The following is a 15911-nucleotide window of genomic DNA, read 5'->3' on the forward strand; positions in this document are numbered from 1 at the left end:
GAAGCTGAACCGCCGGTGGGAACCCCCTCCACCACGCGCTGCGCGCGCGGTCCCCCTCCCCCGAAGGGGGAGGAACTGAATCTAAAACGCGTACCAGTCCACCGGACAATCCACCGGCCCCTTCGGCATCGTCCCCTCGGCCAACCGCTTCCTGGCATGCGCCGTCGCACACCCCGGCGAGCACAGCAGACCACGGTCCGACCAGTAGGCCGGCCCTTCCTCGCGCCGCCCGTGGTGGAAGACGAAGCCCGGCGCGCCATAGGCCAGGCCGCATTCCACACACACCGGCTTTGGCGTCCGCGCCAGCATCAGCGCGCCTCCCGCGCCGCCGCCGCGATCGCCTCGGCCTGCGCGAACAGGGCCGGATCGACCTTGGCTTCGACCGCCTTGGCGTTGTCGTCCAGCTGTGAGGGCCGGCTGGCGCCGACGATGGCCGAGGCGACGTTCGGCACGCGCAACACCCAGGCCAGGGCGAACTGCGCCAGGCTCAGTCCCGCCTCGGCGGCCAGCGGCTTCATCGCCTGCGCCGCTTGCAGCACCGGCTTTTCCATCCAGCGGCTGATCGCCCCGCTCATCTCCTCGCTGGCCGCCCGGCTGTCGGCTGGCGGCGGGGCCTCGGGGTCGTACTTGCCGGTCAGCACCCCTTGGGCCAGCGGCGACCAGACAATCTGGCTGATGCCGTTGGCCGCGCACAGCGGGATGACTTCCTTCTCCGGCCGCCGCCACAGCAGGCTGTACTGCGGCTGGCTGGAGACGAATTTCTCCACCCCGGGGATGGCCAGGGCGGCGCGGATGTTGTCCGGCGACCATTCCGAAAACCCGATCCAGCGCGCCTTGCCGGCCCGCACCACCTCGCTCAGCGCCTCCATCGTCTCTTCCAGCGGCGTGTTGGGATCGTACCGGTGGCACTGGTAGAGGTCGACGTAGTCGGTGCGCAGGCGCTTGAGCGACGCGTCGATCTGCTTGTGCACCTGCACGGCCGACAGCCCGACGTCGCCGTTCCCCATGTCGCCCATCAGCTTGGTGGCCAGCACGTAGGAGTCGCGTGGCACGCCGGCCAGCGCCTCGCCGGTCACCGTCTCGGCCGCCCCGCGCCCATAGACGTTGGCGGTGTCATGGAAATTGATCCCCAGGTCCAGGGCATGGCGGATATTGGCGATCGCCATATCCTTCTCCACCCCGACCCCGGCCGTCAGCCAGGAGCCGAGCGCGATCTCGGAAACCTGCAGGTCGCTCGACCCAAGCTGGCGGTACTTCATGGTGCGTTCTCCCGTTTGCCTAAGCCTAGGCCTTCCGGGTCTTCCAAAACAACCCGCCCTGACTGCGTACCGGGCTTATCGGCGCAATGCCGCCCGCACGTCCTTCAGCAACATCATCATGTGCAAGGGGTCGGTGGGGGACGGGACCAGATCGTAGCGGCCGTAGAAGGCCCGCGCCTGCTCGTCCTTGGCATGGGTGGCCAAGCCCCGGACCCCCGCGATGTCGGCCGCCTGCAGCGTGCGCAACATGGCGTCCCGCAACAGGCCGGCGCCCAGACCTCGCCCCTGATGACCGACCCCGACCGCCAGTCGCGCCAGCAGCATCATCGGCACCGGGTGACGGGCCAGACCCTTCACGAGCCGTTCCGGCGCATCGTCGTAGGGAACCTCGCCAACGACCAGGCTGTAGTAGCCGACGACCTGCAGGCCCTCGACGGCCAGATAGGTCTGCGCGGCGCTCGCCATCTGGCTCTGAAGCGCATGACGGATCAGGAAGCGGTTGAGGGCCTCATTGCCGCAATCGAAGTCCTCCACGGCGTGGTCCCGCCGCAGCTTCTCGATCAGCAGGAGCGGACTCATTCCTCCTCGGCCACACCGGGGTAGGGCGCATCGAAGACGCTGGGCTCCCGAAGCAGCCGGGCCATCCGGGGCACGGGCCGGGGCGGCGCGTCCAGCGCGGCCTGGAAGGTGGCCCAGTCCTCGGCGTTCAACGCAAACCGACGCCTATCCGGCAGCGTATCTTCCGCCCGCGCCAAGGCGCTATCCAGGACGAATTCGCTGACCGACCGTCCATTGGCGGCCGCGGCGGCCTGCAACAGCTGCTTGTCTGCAGGCGTGAGGCGCAGGTCCAGTTTCTCGGAGCGGGAGGCCTTGGCGGTCATGGTTGCAGCCTAGCACATTGTCCGGACAATGTCATGACGAAATGGGATCGTCTCCGACCCCCTCTTGCCGAACGGGGCGTCCGCGCCGAAGTACAGGTCCCATGTCCCACAAGACCGTCCTCGCCCTGCACCCGGCCCGCCGCGACGACATCGCCGACCTGACCACCCGCCGCCCCGTGCCGGGTCCGGGCCTCGACCAGGTCGACCCCTTCTTGTTCCTCAACCACCACGGCCCGCAGACCTACCCGCCGAACAATCGCGGCCTGCCCTTCGGCCCCCATCCGCACCGCGGCTTCGAGACCGTCAGCTTCATCCTGGCCGGCGAGATGGCCCACCTCGACAGCGGCGGCCATGAGAGCGTCATCCGGGCCGGCGGGGTGCAGTGGATGACGGCCGGCTCCGGCCTGGTCCATGCCGAGGTCTCTCCCGCCGCCTTCAAGCAGCAGGGCGGCCCGCTGGAGATCCTGCAGCTGTGGGTCAACCTGCCGCCGGCCCTGAAGATGGCCCCGCCCCGCTACATCGGCCTGCAGGAGGCCGACATCCCCGTCCACGAGGCAGACGACGGCCGCGCCCGCCTGCATCTGATCGCCGGCCAGTATGGCGACACCGTCGGCCCCATCGACAGCCTGACCGGCGTCTTCATGTCGACCCTCGACCTTCGCGGCGGCGGCCGGTTGCACTTCGACGGCCTCGCCGGCCGCAACGTCTTCCTCTACGTGGTCGACGGCGCCGTCCGCATCGCCGGCCGCGACATCCCCAGATGGAACCTAGTCACCCTCGACCTGGCCGGCGATCATCTGGAGATCGAGGGCCTGCCGGACGCCCGCCTGGCCTTCGGCCACGCCGACCCCATCGGCGCCCCGGTCGTCGCCCACGGCCCCTTCGTCATGAACACCGTCGAGGAGATCCGCCAGGCCATCGCCGACTACAACGCCGGCCAGTTCGGGACCGTCTCGCTCTAATCTGAGCCCCGCCCCCTCAGCGGAACACCCTCGGCGGCTTCGGGATATTCGCGAGCAGATCGGCCTCGGTCGGAATGAACATGGCGACGCAGGCCGCCGTGACCACCGTGTCCTGCTTCAGTTCGAGGGTCAGCGGCCCCTTGCCCCGTCCCTTGCCGTCGATCTCCCACTCCTTGAACGCAAAGTCGCGGCCGTTGTCGGCCTTCAGCTCCACGGTCGCGCCGCGGCCGAACACCCGCTGGAAGCCGCCCATGCCGTCCTTGCGGCCCCCCAGGTCGGCGCGGTTCAGGGCCACCTCGAGGGCCGGGTGGCCGGGACGGACGTCCAGCACCACCTGCCCCTGCTTGGTCGGCGACCATTCGATCTCGAAGCGCAGCACCAGCTTGCTGATCTTCGGCGGCTCGGCCCTGGCCGGCAGGTCGCTGAACGCCACCTCCAGGTCGAGGTCGGTCCACACCGGCGGCAGCGACAGCTTCTGGCGCACCCCCTGGTCGGTGGTCTGCAGGATGGCGTTCAGCAGGTCCAGCGACGAGGGGCTGGGCACGCTGGGCGACACCTTCCTGCCCGTGAAGCCATAGCTCCAGCTCCACACCATCGGCTTGTCGCGCCGCACCCCGAACAGGTGCTCGTCGATCCGCACCACGCCGGTGTCGCCCACCGTCAGGGTCAGGAGGCAGTTGCCCGACCCCGGCGCCGCCCCCTCGAACTCCAGCGTGTCCAGGTGGATCTTCGACAGCAGGGCCCGTTGCTGGCGCGGCCGCACCAGGCCGCGGCGGACCGGATCGATGCGGGTGCGGCCAACCCCGTTGAGCTCGGCCAGGGCCTCCGGCTGGTCCGGCCCGATGGTCAGCTCCAGCGGCAGGACCTCGGTCTGCAGCAGCCCGTCCTTCAACAGATTGCCGTGCAGCGTCTTGAGGTTCTGCTCGAAGATCGGGCTCAGGAGCTTGACCTGGGCCAGCACCGTCTCGGCGTCCTTGTCCTTGCCGGCGGTGATCAGCTCGTCGATCTTCTTGAACACCTGGACGATGGCCCAATTCACCTCCGCCGGGCGGAAGGCCGTCGTCTCATAGGCCCGCACCAGGTAGTAGAGGCTGGTGGTCAGGGCGATCTCGGCCCGCTGGCCGAGGTCGGCGATGTACTGCAGCGCCGCCGGGTCGAGCAGGGCCAGGGCCTTGCTGCGCTGGCCGCTCAGCGACACCACCGCCGAGGCGTTGTTCGAGGCCCGGGCGTAGCCTTCCGAGATCTGCTGGATGGCCTTGCCCATCTCGGTGAACAGCTTGGCCTTCTTCTCGGCCAGCACCCGGATCTCCTCGGCCAGCTTCTCCCATTCCTTGCTCTTGGCCTTCAACTTCTCGACCTCGGCGTCCAGTTCCGACTGCGGCACCTGCAGGCTCTTGAAGGCCTTGCCGGCCAGCTCGCCGGCCGGGCCCAGCCCCGCCGAGGCCTTGGCCCAGGCCGAGGGCTTCTTGTTCTTGATGGCCTCGATCTCTTCCTCGGTCTTGCCGTCCTCCTTGGCCTGCTTGACCGCTTCCTTGGTGGCCTTTTCGGCCTCCTTCTTGGCCTCCTTGGACTTCTTGACGGCGTCCTTGATGGTTTCGCCGGCTTCCTTGACCGAGGCGGTCGGGTCCTTCTTGTCGAAGTCGGCGGCGACCGAGGCCAGCTTGCCGATCGTGCCCAGCACCGGCTGGCCGACCGGCACCACCTGCAGGATGGCGGCGCCCAGGTTCACCGCGAACTTGATCTGGGCCTTCTTCATGGCGTCGGCGCCGGCCTCGTTCATCAGCTTGGTGTGCAGCCGCAACAGGCTGGTCTGGGCGGCGTCGATATCGTCGAGCACCTCGTCGGCCTGGGCCTCCAGAGAGGTCAGCAGCGCTTGGGTCTTGATCATCTGGGCGGCGATCTTGCTGCTGTTCTCGTTCAGCACGGTGACCGCCGCGTCGCAGGCGCTGCTGGCGTTGGCCTGGGTCTGGGCCTTGGCCGCCACCCAGCGCGCCAGCAGCAGGGTCTTCAGCGCCGTCTCCGACTCCAGGTCATAGGCCCGCAGCGCGCTCTGCAGCGACAGCAAGGGGGCGTAACCGGCCGGGTTGCCGAAATAGTCCTCCTGCCGCTCCAGCCGCTGGCGCAGCGCCGAGACCTCGGCCAGCGAGGCGTGCCATTCGGGGGTGTTCTCGGCCGTCCAGCCGCTCGCCGCCCCCGACGGCGGCCCCAGAACCAGGGTGTCGGCATAGGCGCCCAGCAGCAGGCCGACCCGCTCGCGCGCGTTGCCCAGGTAGAGGTCGCGGATGACCATCAGCATATGGCGCAACAGGTCGGGATGCAGCCAGGCCTGCTGCGCCGCCAGCGGCGGCGAGGCCGGCCGCTTGCCGCCGCCGTTCAGCGACGGCTTGGCCTTGTGGCTGACCCCGGCGGTGGTCTTGGTGGTGGTCTTGGCATAGTCGACCCGGCCGTCGTCGGTGCCGCCCATGTCGTAGTAGCAGGTCAGGGTGTAGTTGGCGCTCTCGGTCGGCTGGCCGGCCTTGCCGCCGTCGGCGTCCGGGGCCATCGCCCCCGCCGCCCCGGCCCCCGACTCGAAGCTGTTGGCCAGGTCGGCGGCGTTTGTGGTCAGCGTTCCGGCGTCGCCCCCGTCGCCAGGGATGCCGGGGGCCCGGGCGTCGGTTCCGGAGGTCGGCGCTGCTTCCGCGCCCCACTTCTTATGCTCGGCGGTGATGCCCTCCAGCACCTTGATCGAGGCGTCGTAATAATAGGCCGGCGGCGTGAACTTGGGCTTGAACCAGCTGTCCTTGAACGGCCACTCGTTATGGCCGAAGCGGTGGCTGGTCAGGGTGTTGCGCGAGTCGCCGTCCCGGCCGTTCTTGCCGTGGCCGGCGTCCTGGCCCCGGCCGCCGTTAGCCTTCAGCCGCTTGGCCGCGCCCAGCGCCTTGCCGTCCGACTGCCGCACCGTGCCGCACATCAGGGTGATCGCGCCGGCGTTGTGGCCGTTGGCCCCGGTCTCACCGTCGCCGCCGGTGGTGTTGGCGTCCTGGGCCCGCTGCATCCGCCAGTCCAGCGGGCGGGTGTCCAGCTCGCCCTTCGGCCCGAAGACGATCTCCCGGGCAAAGATTCTTAGATCCGCCTCGGGGATGCAGACCGGGCTGTTGATCTCCAGCCGGTCGCACAGGATGGTCACCGAGCGGATGTCCATGCTCGGCGTCGTGCGGTCGAGCTTGTTGTCCTTGCGCTCCTTGTGCAGGGCGGCGTGCAGCTTGCCCCCGGCCTCCAGCACCACCGTCACCCCGATGATCCGGTGATCGGCCGGGGCGGTCGGCGCGATGCGGTTGATCCTGTGCTCGAAATAGTAGCTCTCGGCCTTCGGATCGGGCGCGCTGGCGATGAATTCGAGCTGGTCGGCTAGACGCGGAGCCGTCATGACATCGCCCTCCCCAGGACTGTCAGTGCGGTTGGAAATTCGCGCCAGAATTGCGATTGACTCAGAAATTCGTCAAGGGGTTGTTGCGTGGTTTTAAAGGCCCTCGCCATTCTCCCCGGGTAAAATTCCGGTTCCTCAATCGCCGCCTTTCCCTCGCCGGCTCAGCCGTTAGATTGCCGCCGATGACCTCCCGCCCGCCGCCCGCGACACCCGACCCTTCTGCAACTGCGCACCGGCAAAACCGCAACGTCACCCCAACGTTATTGCTATCCGACCACAACCCTTTCCATACCCCGCAACAACACAAAAAATCATCTAATTCAAAGGTTTGCATACTTTCCGCCGTGAAAACCTGCTATACTGGGTCCCGCTTCGATAGGCGCGCCGCATGACCCCGATGCTGGCGCTCCATGGCCTGACCAAGTCGCTGCCCGGCGGACGGGTGCTGTTCGAGGGCCTCGACCTCGCCGTGGCGGCCGGCGAGTTCGTCGCCGTCATGGGCGAGAGTGGGGTGGGCAAGTCGACCCTGCTCAACCTGATCGCCGGCCTGGACCGGGCCGACCAGGGCGAGATCGTCATCGGCGGCCAGTCGCTGTCGGGCCTCGACGACGACGGCGCCACCCTGCTGCGCCGCGACCGCATCGGCTTCGTCTTCCAGGCCTTCCATGTGCTGCCGCACCTGACCCTGGCCCGCAACGTCGCCCTGCCGCTGGTCCTGGCCCATACGGCGCCGTCTGAAGCCCTGGCCCGCGCCACGGCCATGCTCGACGCCGTCGGCCTGCAGGGCAGGGGCGGCGACTATCCCCGCCAGCTGTCGGGCGGCGAGCTGCAGCGGGTGGCCATCGCCCGCGCCCTGGTCCACCGTCCGGCCCTGATCCTGGCCGACGAGCCGACCGGCAACCTCGATCCGGAAACCTCCGGCCGGATCATGGACCTGCTCGGCGCCCAGGCCCGCGAGGCCGGCGCCGCCCTCTTGATCGTCACCCATTCGGAGAAGGTGGGCGCCGCCGCCGACCGCTGGCTGACCCTGACCCGCGAAGGCCTGCGGCCCCATGGCTGACAAACTCACCGTCATCCCGGCCGGAGCGAAGCGGAGAGCCGGGACCCAGGGGCCGCCCGCGCTGAAGTCGGCAGCCGCGATGCCGGCGCTCCGTCCCCCCCTGGGTCCCGGATCGTCCCTTCGGGCCGTCCGGGATGACGGAGGGGAGGGGTGAGCATCAGTCTGGCAGCTCTGCGCTGGCTGATCCTCGGCGAGTGGCGCAGCCAGCCGGTGCGGGTCGTCACCGCCGCCCTGGCCATCGCCGTTGGCGTGGCCCTGGGCTTCGCCGTCCACCTGATCAACGCCTCGGCCCTGACCGAATTCTCCAAGGCCATCAGCACCGTCAACGGCGACGCCGACCTGCAGGTCCAGTCGGTCTCCCCCGCCGGCTTCGACGAGACCCTCTATCCCCGGCTGGCCCACGCCCCCGGCGTCGCCCTGGCCAGCCCGGTCATCCAGCTGACCGCCGTCGTCCCCGGCGAGGACCAGCGGCTGACCCTGATCGGCCTCGACATCTTCCGCGCCGCCGCCGTCACCCCCAACCTGCTGGGCCGGCCGTCAGGGGCAGGCGAGGGCGGTTTCGGCGCGGCCGGGGCGGTGTTCGACGAGAACGCCGCCTTCGTCTCCCCGGCCCTGATGGAGGGCCGCAAGCCGGGCCAGACCATCGTCATCGCCGCCGGCGGTCGCACCGTGCCCCTGACCATCGCCGGGCCGCTGCCGGGCGTCGCCGAGGGCCGCCGCATCGTGGTCATGGACATCGCCGCCGCCCAGTGGCGCTTCGGCCAGCTGGGCCGCCTGCAGCGCGTCGACCTCAAGCTCCGCCCCGGCGCCGATCCCGCCGCTGTCCGCAAAGGCCTGACCGCCGTCCTGCCGCCCGAGGCCGAGGTGGTCACTCAGGAGAGCCAGACCCGGCGCAGCGACAGCCTCTCCCGCGCCTACCGGGTCAACCTCAACATGCTGGCCCTGATGGCCCTGCTCACCGGCGCTTTCCTGGTCTTCTCGGCCCAGTCGCTGTCGGTCGCCCGCCGCCGCGCCCAGTTCGCCCTGCTGCGGGTGCTGGGGGTCAATCGCCGGGCCCTGCTGGTCCAGGTGCTGACCGAGGGCGCCATCGTCGGCGCGGTCGGCTCCGGCATGGGCCTGGGCCTTGGCCTGCTGCTGGCCGACACCGCCCTGCGCCTGCTCGGCGGCGACCTCGGCAGCGGCTACTTCCAGGGCGCCCGGCCGACCTTGATCTTCGCCCCCATCGCGGCCGGCGTCTTCTTCGTCCTCGGCCTGGCCTGCGCCGTGGTCGGCAGCCTGATCCCGGCCCGCGAGGCGGCCAACGCCCAGCCGGCCGTGGCCCTGAAGAACGTCGGCGACGCTATCGACCCTTCGGCCCGGCCAGGCATCCGCCTCTCCCTCATCCTGCTGGGCCTCGGCGCCGCCTGCGCCTTCGCCCCCGCCGTCTACGGCCTGCCGCTGCTGGGTTACGTCTCCATGGCACTGCTGCTGGCCGGTGGGGTGGCGGCCATGCCCTGGCTGGCCCGGCTGCTGCTTTCGCCGCTGGAGCGTCGCGCCCTGCCCAGCCCCGCCGCCGAGCTGGCCGTCCGCCGCCTGTGGGGCGCGCCCAGCCAGGCCGCCGTCGCCCTCTGCGGCATCGTCGCCTCGACCAGCCTGATGATCGCCATGGCCGTCATGGTCTCCAGCTTCCGGGGCTCGGTCGACGACTGGCTGGGCCAGGTGCTGCCCGACGACCTCTACATCCGCTTCGCCGGCCCCTCCGAGGTCGGCGGCCTCGACGCCGCCGGCCAGGCCAGGATCGCCGCCGTCCCCGGCGTCGCCGCCGTCCACTTCACCCGCGCCACGCCCCTGCGCCTGACCCCCGACGCCCCGCCCGTCGCCCTGGTCGCCCAGCCGATCACCCGCGACAACCCCGGCGCCCGGGTGCCGCTGATCGGCCAATCCCGCCCCGCCCCCGGTGGCCTGACCCCCATCTGGGTCAGCGAACCGGCCGCCTGGCTCAACCACCTGAAGGTCGGCCAGACGATCGAGCTGCCCTTGAACGGCCGCCCCAAGGCCTATGTCGCCGGCCTCTGGCGCGACTACGCCCGCCAGAACGGGGCCGTGGTCCTGACCAGCGACGACTACAGCCGCCTGACCGGCGACCCCCTGCGCGGCGAGGCCTCCATCGCCCTGAAACCCGGCGCCAAGGTCGATGAGGTCTCCGCCGCCGTCCGCGCCGCCCTGCCGCCCGACGTCGCCGCCCGCACCGAGATGCTGCGACCCGGCCAGATCCGCGCCATCGCCCTTGGCCTGTTCGACCGCAGCTTCGCCATCACCTATGTGCTGGAGCTGGTCGCCATCCTCGTCGGCCTGGCCGGCGTCGCCGCCACCGTCTCGGCCCAGACCCTGGCCCGGACCAAGGAGTTCGGCATGCTGCGCCACCTCGGCGTCCGCAAACGCCAGATCACCGCCATGCTGGCCATCGAGGGGGCCCTGCTGGGCACGGTCGGGGTCGCCGCCGGCCTGACCCTGGGCCTGATCATGAGCCAGGTGCTGATCCATGTGGTCAATCCGCAGTCCTTCCACTGGACCATGCAGACCCGCCTGCCCTGGGGCCTGTTCGCGGTGGTGACGGTGACCCTGATCGCCGCCTCGGCCGGCGCCGCCCTGCTGGCCGGCCGCCGGGCCCTGTCGACCGACGCCGTCCGCGCCGTGCGGGAGGACTGGTGATGCGTAGCCTTGTCGCCGCCCTGGCCGCGCTGCTGCTGATCGCCGCCGACACCGGCCGCGTCGCCCCGGTCTACGCGCCCGTCACCCCGGCCGAGACCATCGCCTTCCCGCGTGACCACGGCTCCCATCCCCAGTTCCGCACCGAGTGGTGGTACGTCACCGGCTGGCTCGACGCCCCGGACGGGCCACTCGGCTTCCAGGTCACCTTCTTCCGCACCCGCCCCGACGTCGACCAGGCCAACCCCAGCGCTTTCGCCGCCAAGCAGGTGCTCTTCGCCCACGCCGCCCTGTCCGACCCGAAGGAGCAAAAGCTGCTGCACAGCCAGCGCGTCGCCCGCGCAGGCTTCGGCCTGGCCGAGGCGTCGGAGACCGACGGCGCTCTCATCCTCGACGACTGGTCGCTCAGGCGCGGCCCCGACAACCGCTGGCGCACCCACGCCGGCGGCGGCGACTTCGCCCTCGACCTGACCTTCGCCCCCGGTCAGCCGCCGCTGCTGCAAGGCCAGAACGGCTACAGTCGCAAGGGGCCGCAACCCACTGAGGCCAGCCACTACTACAGCCTGCCACAGATGGCGGTGACCGGCACGGTGCGGCGTGGCGGCAAGACGGTGAAGGTCACGGGCCGCGCCTGGCTCGACCGCGAATGGTCCTCGACCCTTCTGAACCCCGCCGCCGTCGGCTGGGACTGGGCCGGCCTCAACCTCAAGGACGGCGGCGCCCTGACCGCCTTCCAGGTCCGCGACGCCGCCGGCAAGCCCCTATGGACCGGCGGCTCCTACCGCAGCCCCACGGGCCAGCTGACCGTCTTCCGGCCAGGGGAACTCAAGTTCGAGGCCCGCCGGCATTGGCGCTCGCCGCGCACTCAGGCGCTCTACCCGGTCGAACAAGCGATCACCGCCCCGCTGCCCGGCGGGCCGCGCACCATCCTGCTGAAGCCCCTGTTCGACGACCAGGAACTCGACAGCCGGGCCGGCGGCGGCCCGGTCTACTGGGAAGGCGCGGTCAGCGGCGAGGAGGCGAGCGGCTACCTTGAGCTGACGGGGTACTTCGGGAAACTGACGCTGTAGGGCCAGTCAGCCTCCCCGAACTCCCCCCACATTCCGATCATCCCGACGAAAGTCGGGACCCAGCTGGCAAGTAGGTTGTGGGTTCAGCTCTGATCAGCGCCAGCGCCTGGTCCGCCGGTGGACACTGGGTCCCGACTTTCGTCGGGATGATCGGAACGTGGGGGGCGCCCTACAGAACCCAGTCGCCCGTCTCGCCGGTGACATCCCCGTTGATCTTCATCTGGTAGTCGACCTTGCTGTCGCCGTTGATGTCGAGCCGCAGCGTCGTGATGCCGCCGGCGAAGGTCAGCGTCATCTCGCCGGCCTGCTTGGTGAAGGTGGTCCCGACATAGGTGAAGGCGCCGCCAGCGGCGCCGGAGTCGATCGGCGACAGGTTGATGTAGTCGCCCTCGGCGGCCGAGAAGTCATAGATCTGATCGGTCTCCAGCGCCGCATTGCCGAAGCTTTCGGAGAACACCAGGAAGGCGTCCGCCCCCAGGCCGCCGCGCAGCAGGTCGTTGCCCCGGCCGCCCTGGATGAAGTCGTTACCGTCATTGCCGTTGAGGGTGTCGACGCCGTTGGCGCCGTACAGGGTGTTGGAGCCGCTGTTGCCCTGCAGGTTGTTGGCCCCGGCATTGCCGTTGCCGTCGACATCGGTCGAGCCCTGCAGTTCCAGCGCTTCGATGTTGTCGGCCAGGAACCAGTTCAGCTCCGTGCGGACGATGTCGTAGCCCTCGCCCACCAGCTCCACCGTCGTGTCGCCGGCATCGTCGACGATGTAGACGTCGTTGAGCAGGCCGCCGGTCATCACATCGGCTCCGGTCCCGCCGTCCAGGTAGTCGTTGCCGTCGGCGCCGGTCAGGGCATCGGCCTCGCTGCCGCCCTCCATGCGGTCGTTGCCCAGCCCGCCCAGCAGGCTGTCGGACCCCGTGCCGCCGAACAGCTTGTCGGCCCCGTCGCCGCCGCTGAGGCCGTCGTCCCCGGCGTCGCCCTGCAGCCAGTCGTTGCCCGAGCCGCCGATCAGGTCGTCGAGCCCGTCGCCGCCGTAGAGCAGGTCGTTGTCGTTGCCGCCGTCGATGGTGTCGTCGCCGCCCAGGCCGCTGAGCGTGTCCTTGCCGCCCAGGCCCGAGATGGTCTCCCCCGCGCCGCCGCCGGTGTAGCCGTCGTCGGCCGGTGTGCCCGCGAAGCCGGCGGCCTGCCCAAAGATGATGTAGACCGCGCCGGAGGCGTCGCCGCCCGGGTCGGCATAGCTGGCCCCGATGATCAGGTCGCTCAGGCCGTCGCCGTTGACGTCGGCGGCGGAGACGTCGACGCCGAGGTAGTCGCCCGCGTCCTCGCCGTTGATGACGACGCCGTTGGTCCCGTCCAGGTCGGCCAACTCGAGCGTGGCGCCAAAGGCGGTGTCGCGGCCGTAGACCACATAGGCGGCCCCCGAGGTCATGCCGTTGGGCGAGGCCCGGTAGGACCCGATGACCAGGTCGTCGATGCCGTCGCCGTTGACGTCGCCCGCCCCGGCTGCCGACCGGCCGCTGTACTCACCCGCCTGGCCGTTGATCCGCAGGCCGTTGGTCCCATTCAGCGTGCTCAAGGCGAAGCTGGCGGTGAAGTCGCCGTCGACGGCGGTGTCCTTGCCGAACACGACGAAGGTCGCGCCGGCGGTGCTGCCGATGGACTCGTCGCTGTGGGCGCCGATGACCAGATCGTCGACGCCGTCGCCGTTGAAGTCGCCCGCCGCCGCCACCGAGACGCCGACAAAGTCGCCAGTGAGGTCGCCGGTCACCCGGAAGCCGTTGGTCCCATCGAGGTCGGCAAGGTCGAAGCCGGCGGTGAAGGCGCTGGTCTTGCCGAACACCACATAGGCCGCCCCGGCCGTACTCGTGGGATCGTCCGAGCCGATCGCGCCGATGATCAGGTCGTCGACGCCGTCGCCGTTGATGTCGCCCGCCGCCGCGACCGAGAAGCCGGCGTAGTCCTCGATGACGGCGCCGTTGATCTGGAAGCCGTTTGTGCCGTCCAGGCTGCTGAGCTCGAAGTTGGCCCCGAACCCGCCGGAGACGGCCGTGTCCTTGCCGAACACCACATAGACCGCGCCCGACAGCGAACCGTTCGGATCGGCGCGATAGGCCGCCACGATGACATCGTCGAACCCGTCGCCGTTGATGTCGCCGGCCGAGGAGACCACCGCCCCGGCCTGGTCGCCGACCGCCTCGCCGTTGATCTGGAAGCCGTCGGTCCCGTTCAGGGCGCTCAGTTCGATGTTGGCCGAGAAGTCGCCATCGACCGAGGTGTCCTTGCCGAACAGCACCCAGGCGGCGCCGGAGTTGGCGCCGTGGGGCGCGGCGCTGGGGCCGCCGACGATCAGATCATCGACGCCGTCGCCGTTGAGATCGCCCGCCGCCGAGACCGTGCCGCCGAGCGAGCCGCCGCCGGTGAAGCTGCCCGCCTCGCCATTGATCTGGAAACCGTTGGTCCCGTCCAGGGTCGACAGGTTCAGGTTGGCGGCAAAGCCGGAGGCCGTGCCGAAGACCACGTAAGCGCCGCCCGAGACCACGCCGTTGGGATCGATGCCGACGGCGCTGATGATGAAGTCCTGGATGCCGTCGCCGTTGATATCGCCCGCTGCCGCCACCGTCTTGCCGACATAGTCGAGGGTTGCCTCGCCGTTGACCTGGAAACCGGTGTCTCCGTCCAGGGCGAACACTTCAATGACGGCGGCGAGAGGCATCGGGGGCTCCGGGTCTGGCGAACCGAAGCGCCTGCCTCAGTCGGGATTTCGACAGACTACCGAACGCCGATATTTTCGAAAGCCCCCGAAATGGGGTGTTTAACGCCTCAGCAGGTCGGCCGGAATCGTCGGCTCGGAGATCAGCCGCTCGAACGCCTTCCAGCGCCCGTCCTGGTCGGGCGCGGCGGCCTCGACATAGGCCTGGGCCATCTCCTGGCCGAGGCCGTAGTTGATGACATAGCTGCGGTAGGTCTCGGTGAAGCTGATCGACTGCTCGGCCCGGGCGCGGCTGATCAGCTGGTACTTCTGAGCCAGGCCGATGGCCGTCTCGCGATCGATCTCGCCGTCCAGATACATCTGGGCGATGGTCAGGCGGGCGCCGGCCAGGTCCTTGGTCGCCTCGCCCAGCGCCACCTGCCGCTCGGCCGTGGCCGGGTCCAGCCCGGCCAGGGGGAACAGCACATCGCGCTCGAAGGTGATCTTGTCGGCCAGGGGGAAGGCCAGGTCGATGCCGTAGTTGGCGGTGCCCTCGGCGATCAGCGACTGCGGGCTGTAGAGCGGATAGACGGCGTACTCGATCCAGCCATGGCCCTTGGCCAGCTTCTGCTCGAGCAGCATGTTCAGCGCGTGGTGGCCGGGGTAGCCCTCATGGCAGCCCAGGTCGATGGCGCGGCTGATGCGGATCGGCAGGTCGGTGTTGATCTGGATCAGGCTGGTCGCGTTGCCCTTGTACCAGTTGTAGCCCGACCAGCTCTTGCCCTTCACGAACTCCAGGGTGAACTGCTCCTTGGCGGGCAGGGCGATGTGGGCGGCGGTGCGCTTGCGGCACTCGGCGATGCCGGCCCGCATGACCACATCCAGCTTGTCGGTCGGGATGATGTAGCGGTTCTGGAAGGCGTCGACCCGCTGCCACAGCGGCCCTTCGCCCGGGACCAGGGCCTCGATGCGGGCCAGCAGGGGATCGTAGGCGGCAAGCGGCTTCAGCTGCGGGCGGATGCCGAACAGGCCCTCGGCCTCGTCGGCGAACTTGAACCTGTCGCCCAGCGCCATGGACAGGCGGGTGTCGGCGGCCTTCAGCTGGCCGGCCAGGAAGACGCGGCGTCGCTGGACCAGCGGGTCGGTGGCGGCCGGCAGGGCGGCGAGGCGGGCGGAGAGGGCGCGGGCGTCCGTGCGCAGCCTGGCCTGATCGCGCGGCGCGGCCTTGGCGGCTTCCTGCCATTCGGGCGGGCCGTAGTAGGCGTCGACGTAGCCCTCCTCGCGCACGCCCGCCTCCAGGGTCAGCTTCACGAAGTCGACGGCGATGGCGTCGAGGCTGTCGGGGGCGGCCTTGGGGGTTCCCGCGCAGGCGGTCAGCAGGCAGGCGGCGAGGACGGGCAGCAGGCGCTTGAACATGGAGAACCCCGGACAGTGGAGACCGTCCGGGGTTTCGCATGCTCTCGGGCGATTGGGTAGCTAGGCGCTGGGCGTCGTCAGCTTGGAGCCGTACTTCGACCACAGCGTCGTCCCGCCGGCGATGGCCGCCCGGCGCGTGGCGGGATTGGCCAGCAGGCCGATGGCGGCGATGCCGCCGACCACCGCCAGCACGCTGAGCACGGGATGGGCCCTGGCCGTGGCGACCAGCCGGGTTCCGGCGACCGACAGGTTGGCGCGGGCGTCCTGCGTCTTCTCGGCGACCAGGGCGCGGGCGTCATGGGCCTTCTCGGCCACCGCCTGGCGGGTATCGACGCCGAAGAAGCGGTCGAGGAAGCCCAGCGCGCCGCCGCCGTCGTTGGCGGGGGCGCCGTCGGTGAACTGGGTGGGGACGTAAGCGGGACCTTGGGCGGCGGGCATGAGGGGAACTCCTTGAACTGGTTTCCACTCAAACGCCCGAGGGGCCCGGTC

At 70.1% G+C, this 15911-nt stretch carries 12 protein-coding genes and 1 pseudogene; 5 read left to right on the top strand and 8 right to left on the bottom strand.

The window, feature by feature from the left end:
- Positions 1-81: 81 nt before the first annotated feature.
- The 4 genes from AC1RSK_RS16695 to AC1RSK_RS16710 all read right to left on the bottom strand — a co-directional run bounded on the left by AC1RSK_RS16695 (position 82) and on the right by AC1RSK_RS16710 (position 2140).
- Positions 82-309, bottom strand: a complete 228-nt coding sequence (locus AC1RSK_RS16695; RefSeq protein ID WP_492908718.1) for a hypothetical protein — start codon at positions 307-309, stop codon at positions 82-84.
- Positions 309-1259: an aldo/keto reductase family protein gene (locus AC1RSK_RS16700; RefSeq protein ID WP_492908719.1), complete on the bottom strand. Its 951-nt coding sequence runs from the start codon at positions 1257-1259 to the stop codon at positions 309-311. Before AC1RSK_RS16700 ends, AC1RSK_RS16695 begins: the two co-directional genes overlap by 1 nt.
- Before the next feature lie 75 nt (positions 1260-1334).
- Positions 1335-1838, bottom strand: a complete 504-nt coding sequence (locus AC1RSK_RS16705; RefSeq protein WP_492908720.1) for a GNAT family N-acetyltransferase — start codon at positions 1836-1838, stop codon at positions 1335-1337.
- A complete protein-coding gene (locus AC1RSK_RS16710) occupies positions 1835-2140 on the bottom strand; it encodes a type II toxin-antitoxin system TacA family antitoxin (RefSeq protein ID WP_492908721.1) in 306 nt (101 codons plus the stop codon). The genes AC1RSK_RS16705 and AC1RSK_RS16710 overlap by 4 nt, the downstream gene beginning before the upstream one ends.
- Positions 2141-2241: 101 nt before the next feature.
- Here AC1RSK_RS16710 and AC1RSK_RS16715 point away from each other — a divergent pair, with 101 nt between their 5' ends.
- Positions 2242-3102: a pirin family protein gene (locus AC1RSK_RS16715; RefSeq protein WP_492908722.1), complete on the top strand. Its 861-nt coding sequence runs from the start codon at positions 2242-2244 to the stop codon at positions 3100-3102.
- A gap of 16 nt (positions 3103-3118) precedes the next feature.
- Here AC1RSK_RS16715 and AC1RSK_RS16720 read toward each other — a convergent pair whose 3' ends face one another.
- Positions 3119-6508, bottom strand: coding sequence for a hypothetical protein (locus AC1RSK_RS16720; RefSeq protein WP_492908723.1), 3390 nt, complete (start codon positions 6506-6508; stop codon positions 3119-3121).
- Between the two features lie 388 nt (positions 6509-6896).
- On the opposite strand from AC1RSK_RS16720, the gene AC1RSK_RS16725 reads away from it, so the two are divergent.
- The 4 genes and pseudogenes from AC1RSK_RS16725 to AC1RSK_RS16740 all read left to right on the top strand — a co-directional run bounded on the left by AC1RSK_RS16725 (position 6897) and on the right by AC1RSK_RS16740 (position 11326).
- Positions 6897-7568 carry an ABC transporter ATP-binding protein gene (locus AC1RSK_RS16725; protein WP_492908725.1) on the top strand — a complete coding sequence of 224 codons (672 nt, stop codon included), beginning with the start codon at positions 6897-6899 and terminating at the stop codon, positions 7566-7568.
- Positions 7569-7580: 12 nt separating this feature from the next.
- Positions 7581-7722 (top strand): annotated as a pseudogene (locus AC1RSK_RS16730) (hypothetical protein); the annotation flags it as partial.
- Positions 7719-10259: an FtsX-like permease family protein gene (locus AC1RSK_RS16735; RefSeq protein ID WP_492908726.1), complete on the top strand. Its 2541-nt coding sequence runs from the start codon at positions 7719-7721 to the stop codon at positions 10257-10259. The pseudogene AC1RSK_RS16730 and the gene AC1RSK_RS16735, both read left to right, overlap by 4 nt.
- Positions 10259-11326: a lipocalin-like domain-containing protein gene (locus AC1RSK_RS16740; protein WP_492908727.1), complete on the top strand. Its 1068-nt coding sequence runs from the start codon at positions 10259-10261 to the stop codon at positions 11324-11326. Before AC1RSK_RS16735 ends, AC1RSK_RS16740 begins: the two co-directional genes overlap by 1 nt.
- Positions 11327-11495: 169 nt before the next feature.
- Here AC1RSK_RS16740 and AC1RSK_RS16745 read toward each other — a convergent pair whose 3' ends face one another.
- The 3 genes from AC1RSK_RS16745 to AC1RSK_RS16755 form a co-directional block, all read right to left on the bottom strand.
- A complete protein-coding gene (locus AC1RSK_RS16745) occupies positions 11496-14030 on the bottom strand; it encodes a beta strand repeat-containing protein (protein ID WP_492908728.1) in 2535 nt (844 codons plus the stop codon).
- A 99-nt stretch (positions 14031-14129) separates the two neighbouring features.
- On the bottom strand, positions 14130-15422 hold the full coding sequence (locus AC1RSK_RS16750; protein WP_492908729.1) for a hypothetical protein: 1293 nt from the start codon (positions 15420-15422) through the stop codon (positions 14130-14132).
- Positions 15423-15482: 60 nt separating this feature from the next.
- The gene (locus AC1RSK_RS16755) at positions 15483-15860 is read right to left on the bottom strand and encodes a hypothetical protein (protein ID WP_492908730.1); all 378 of its coding nucleotides are present in this window, start codon (positions 15858-15860) and stop codon (positions 15483-15485) included.
- Positions 15861-15911 lie beyond the last annotated feature (51 nt).

The organism is Caulobacter sp. GW821-FHT11A05, assembly GCF_058809015.1.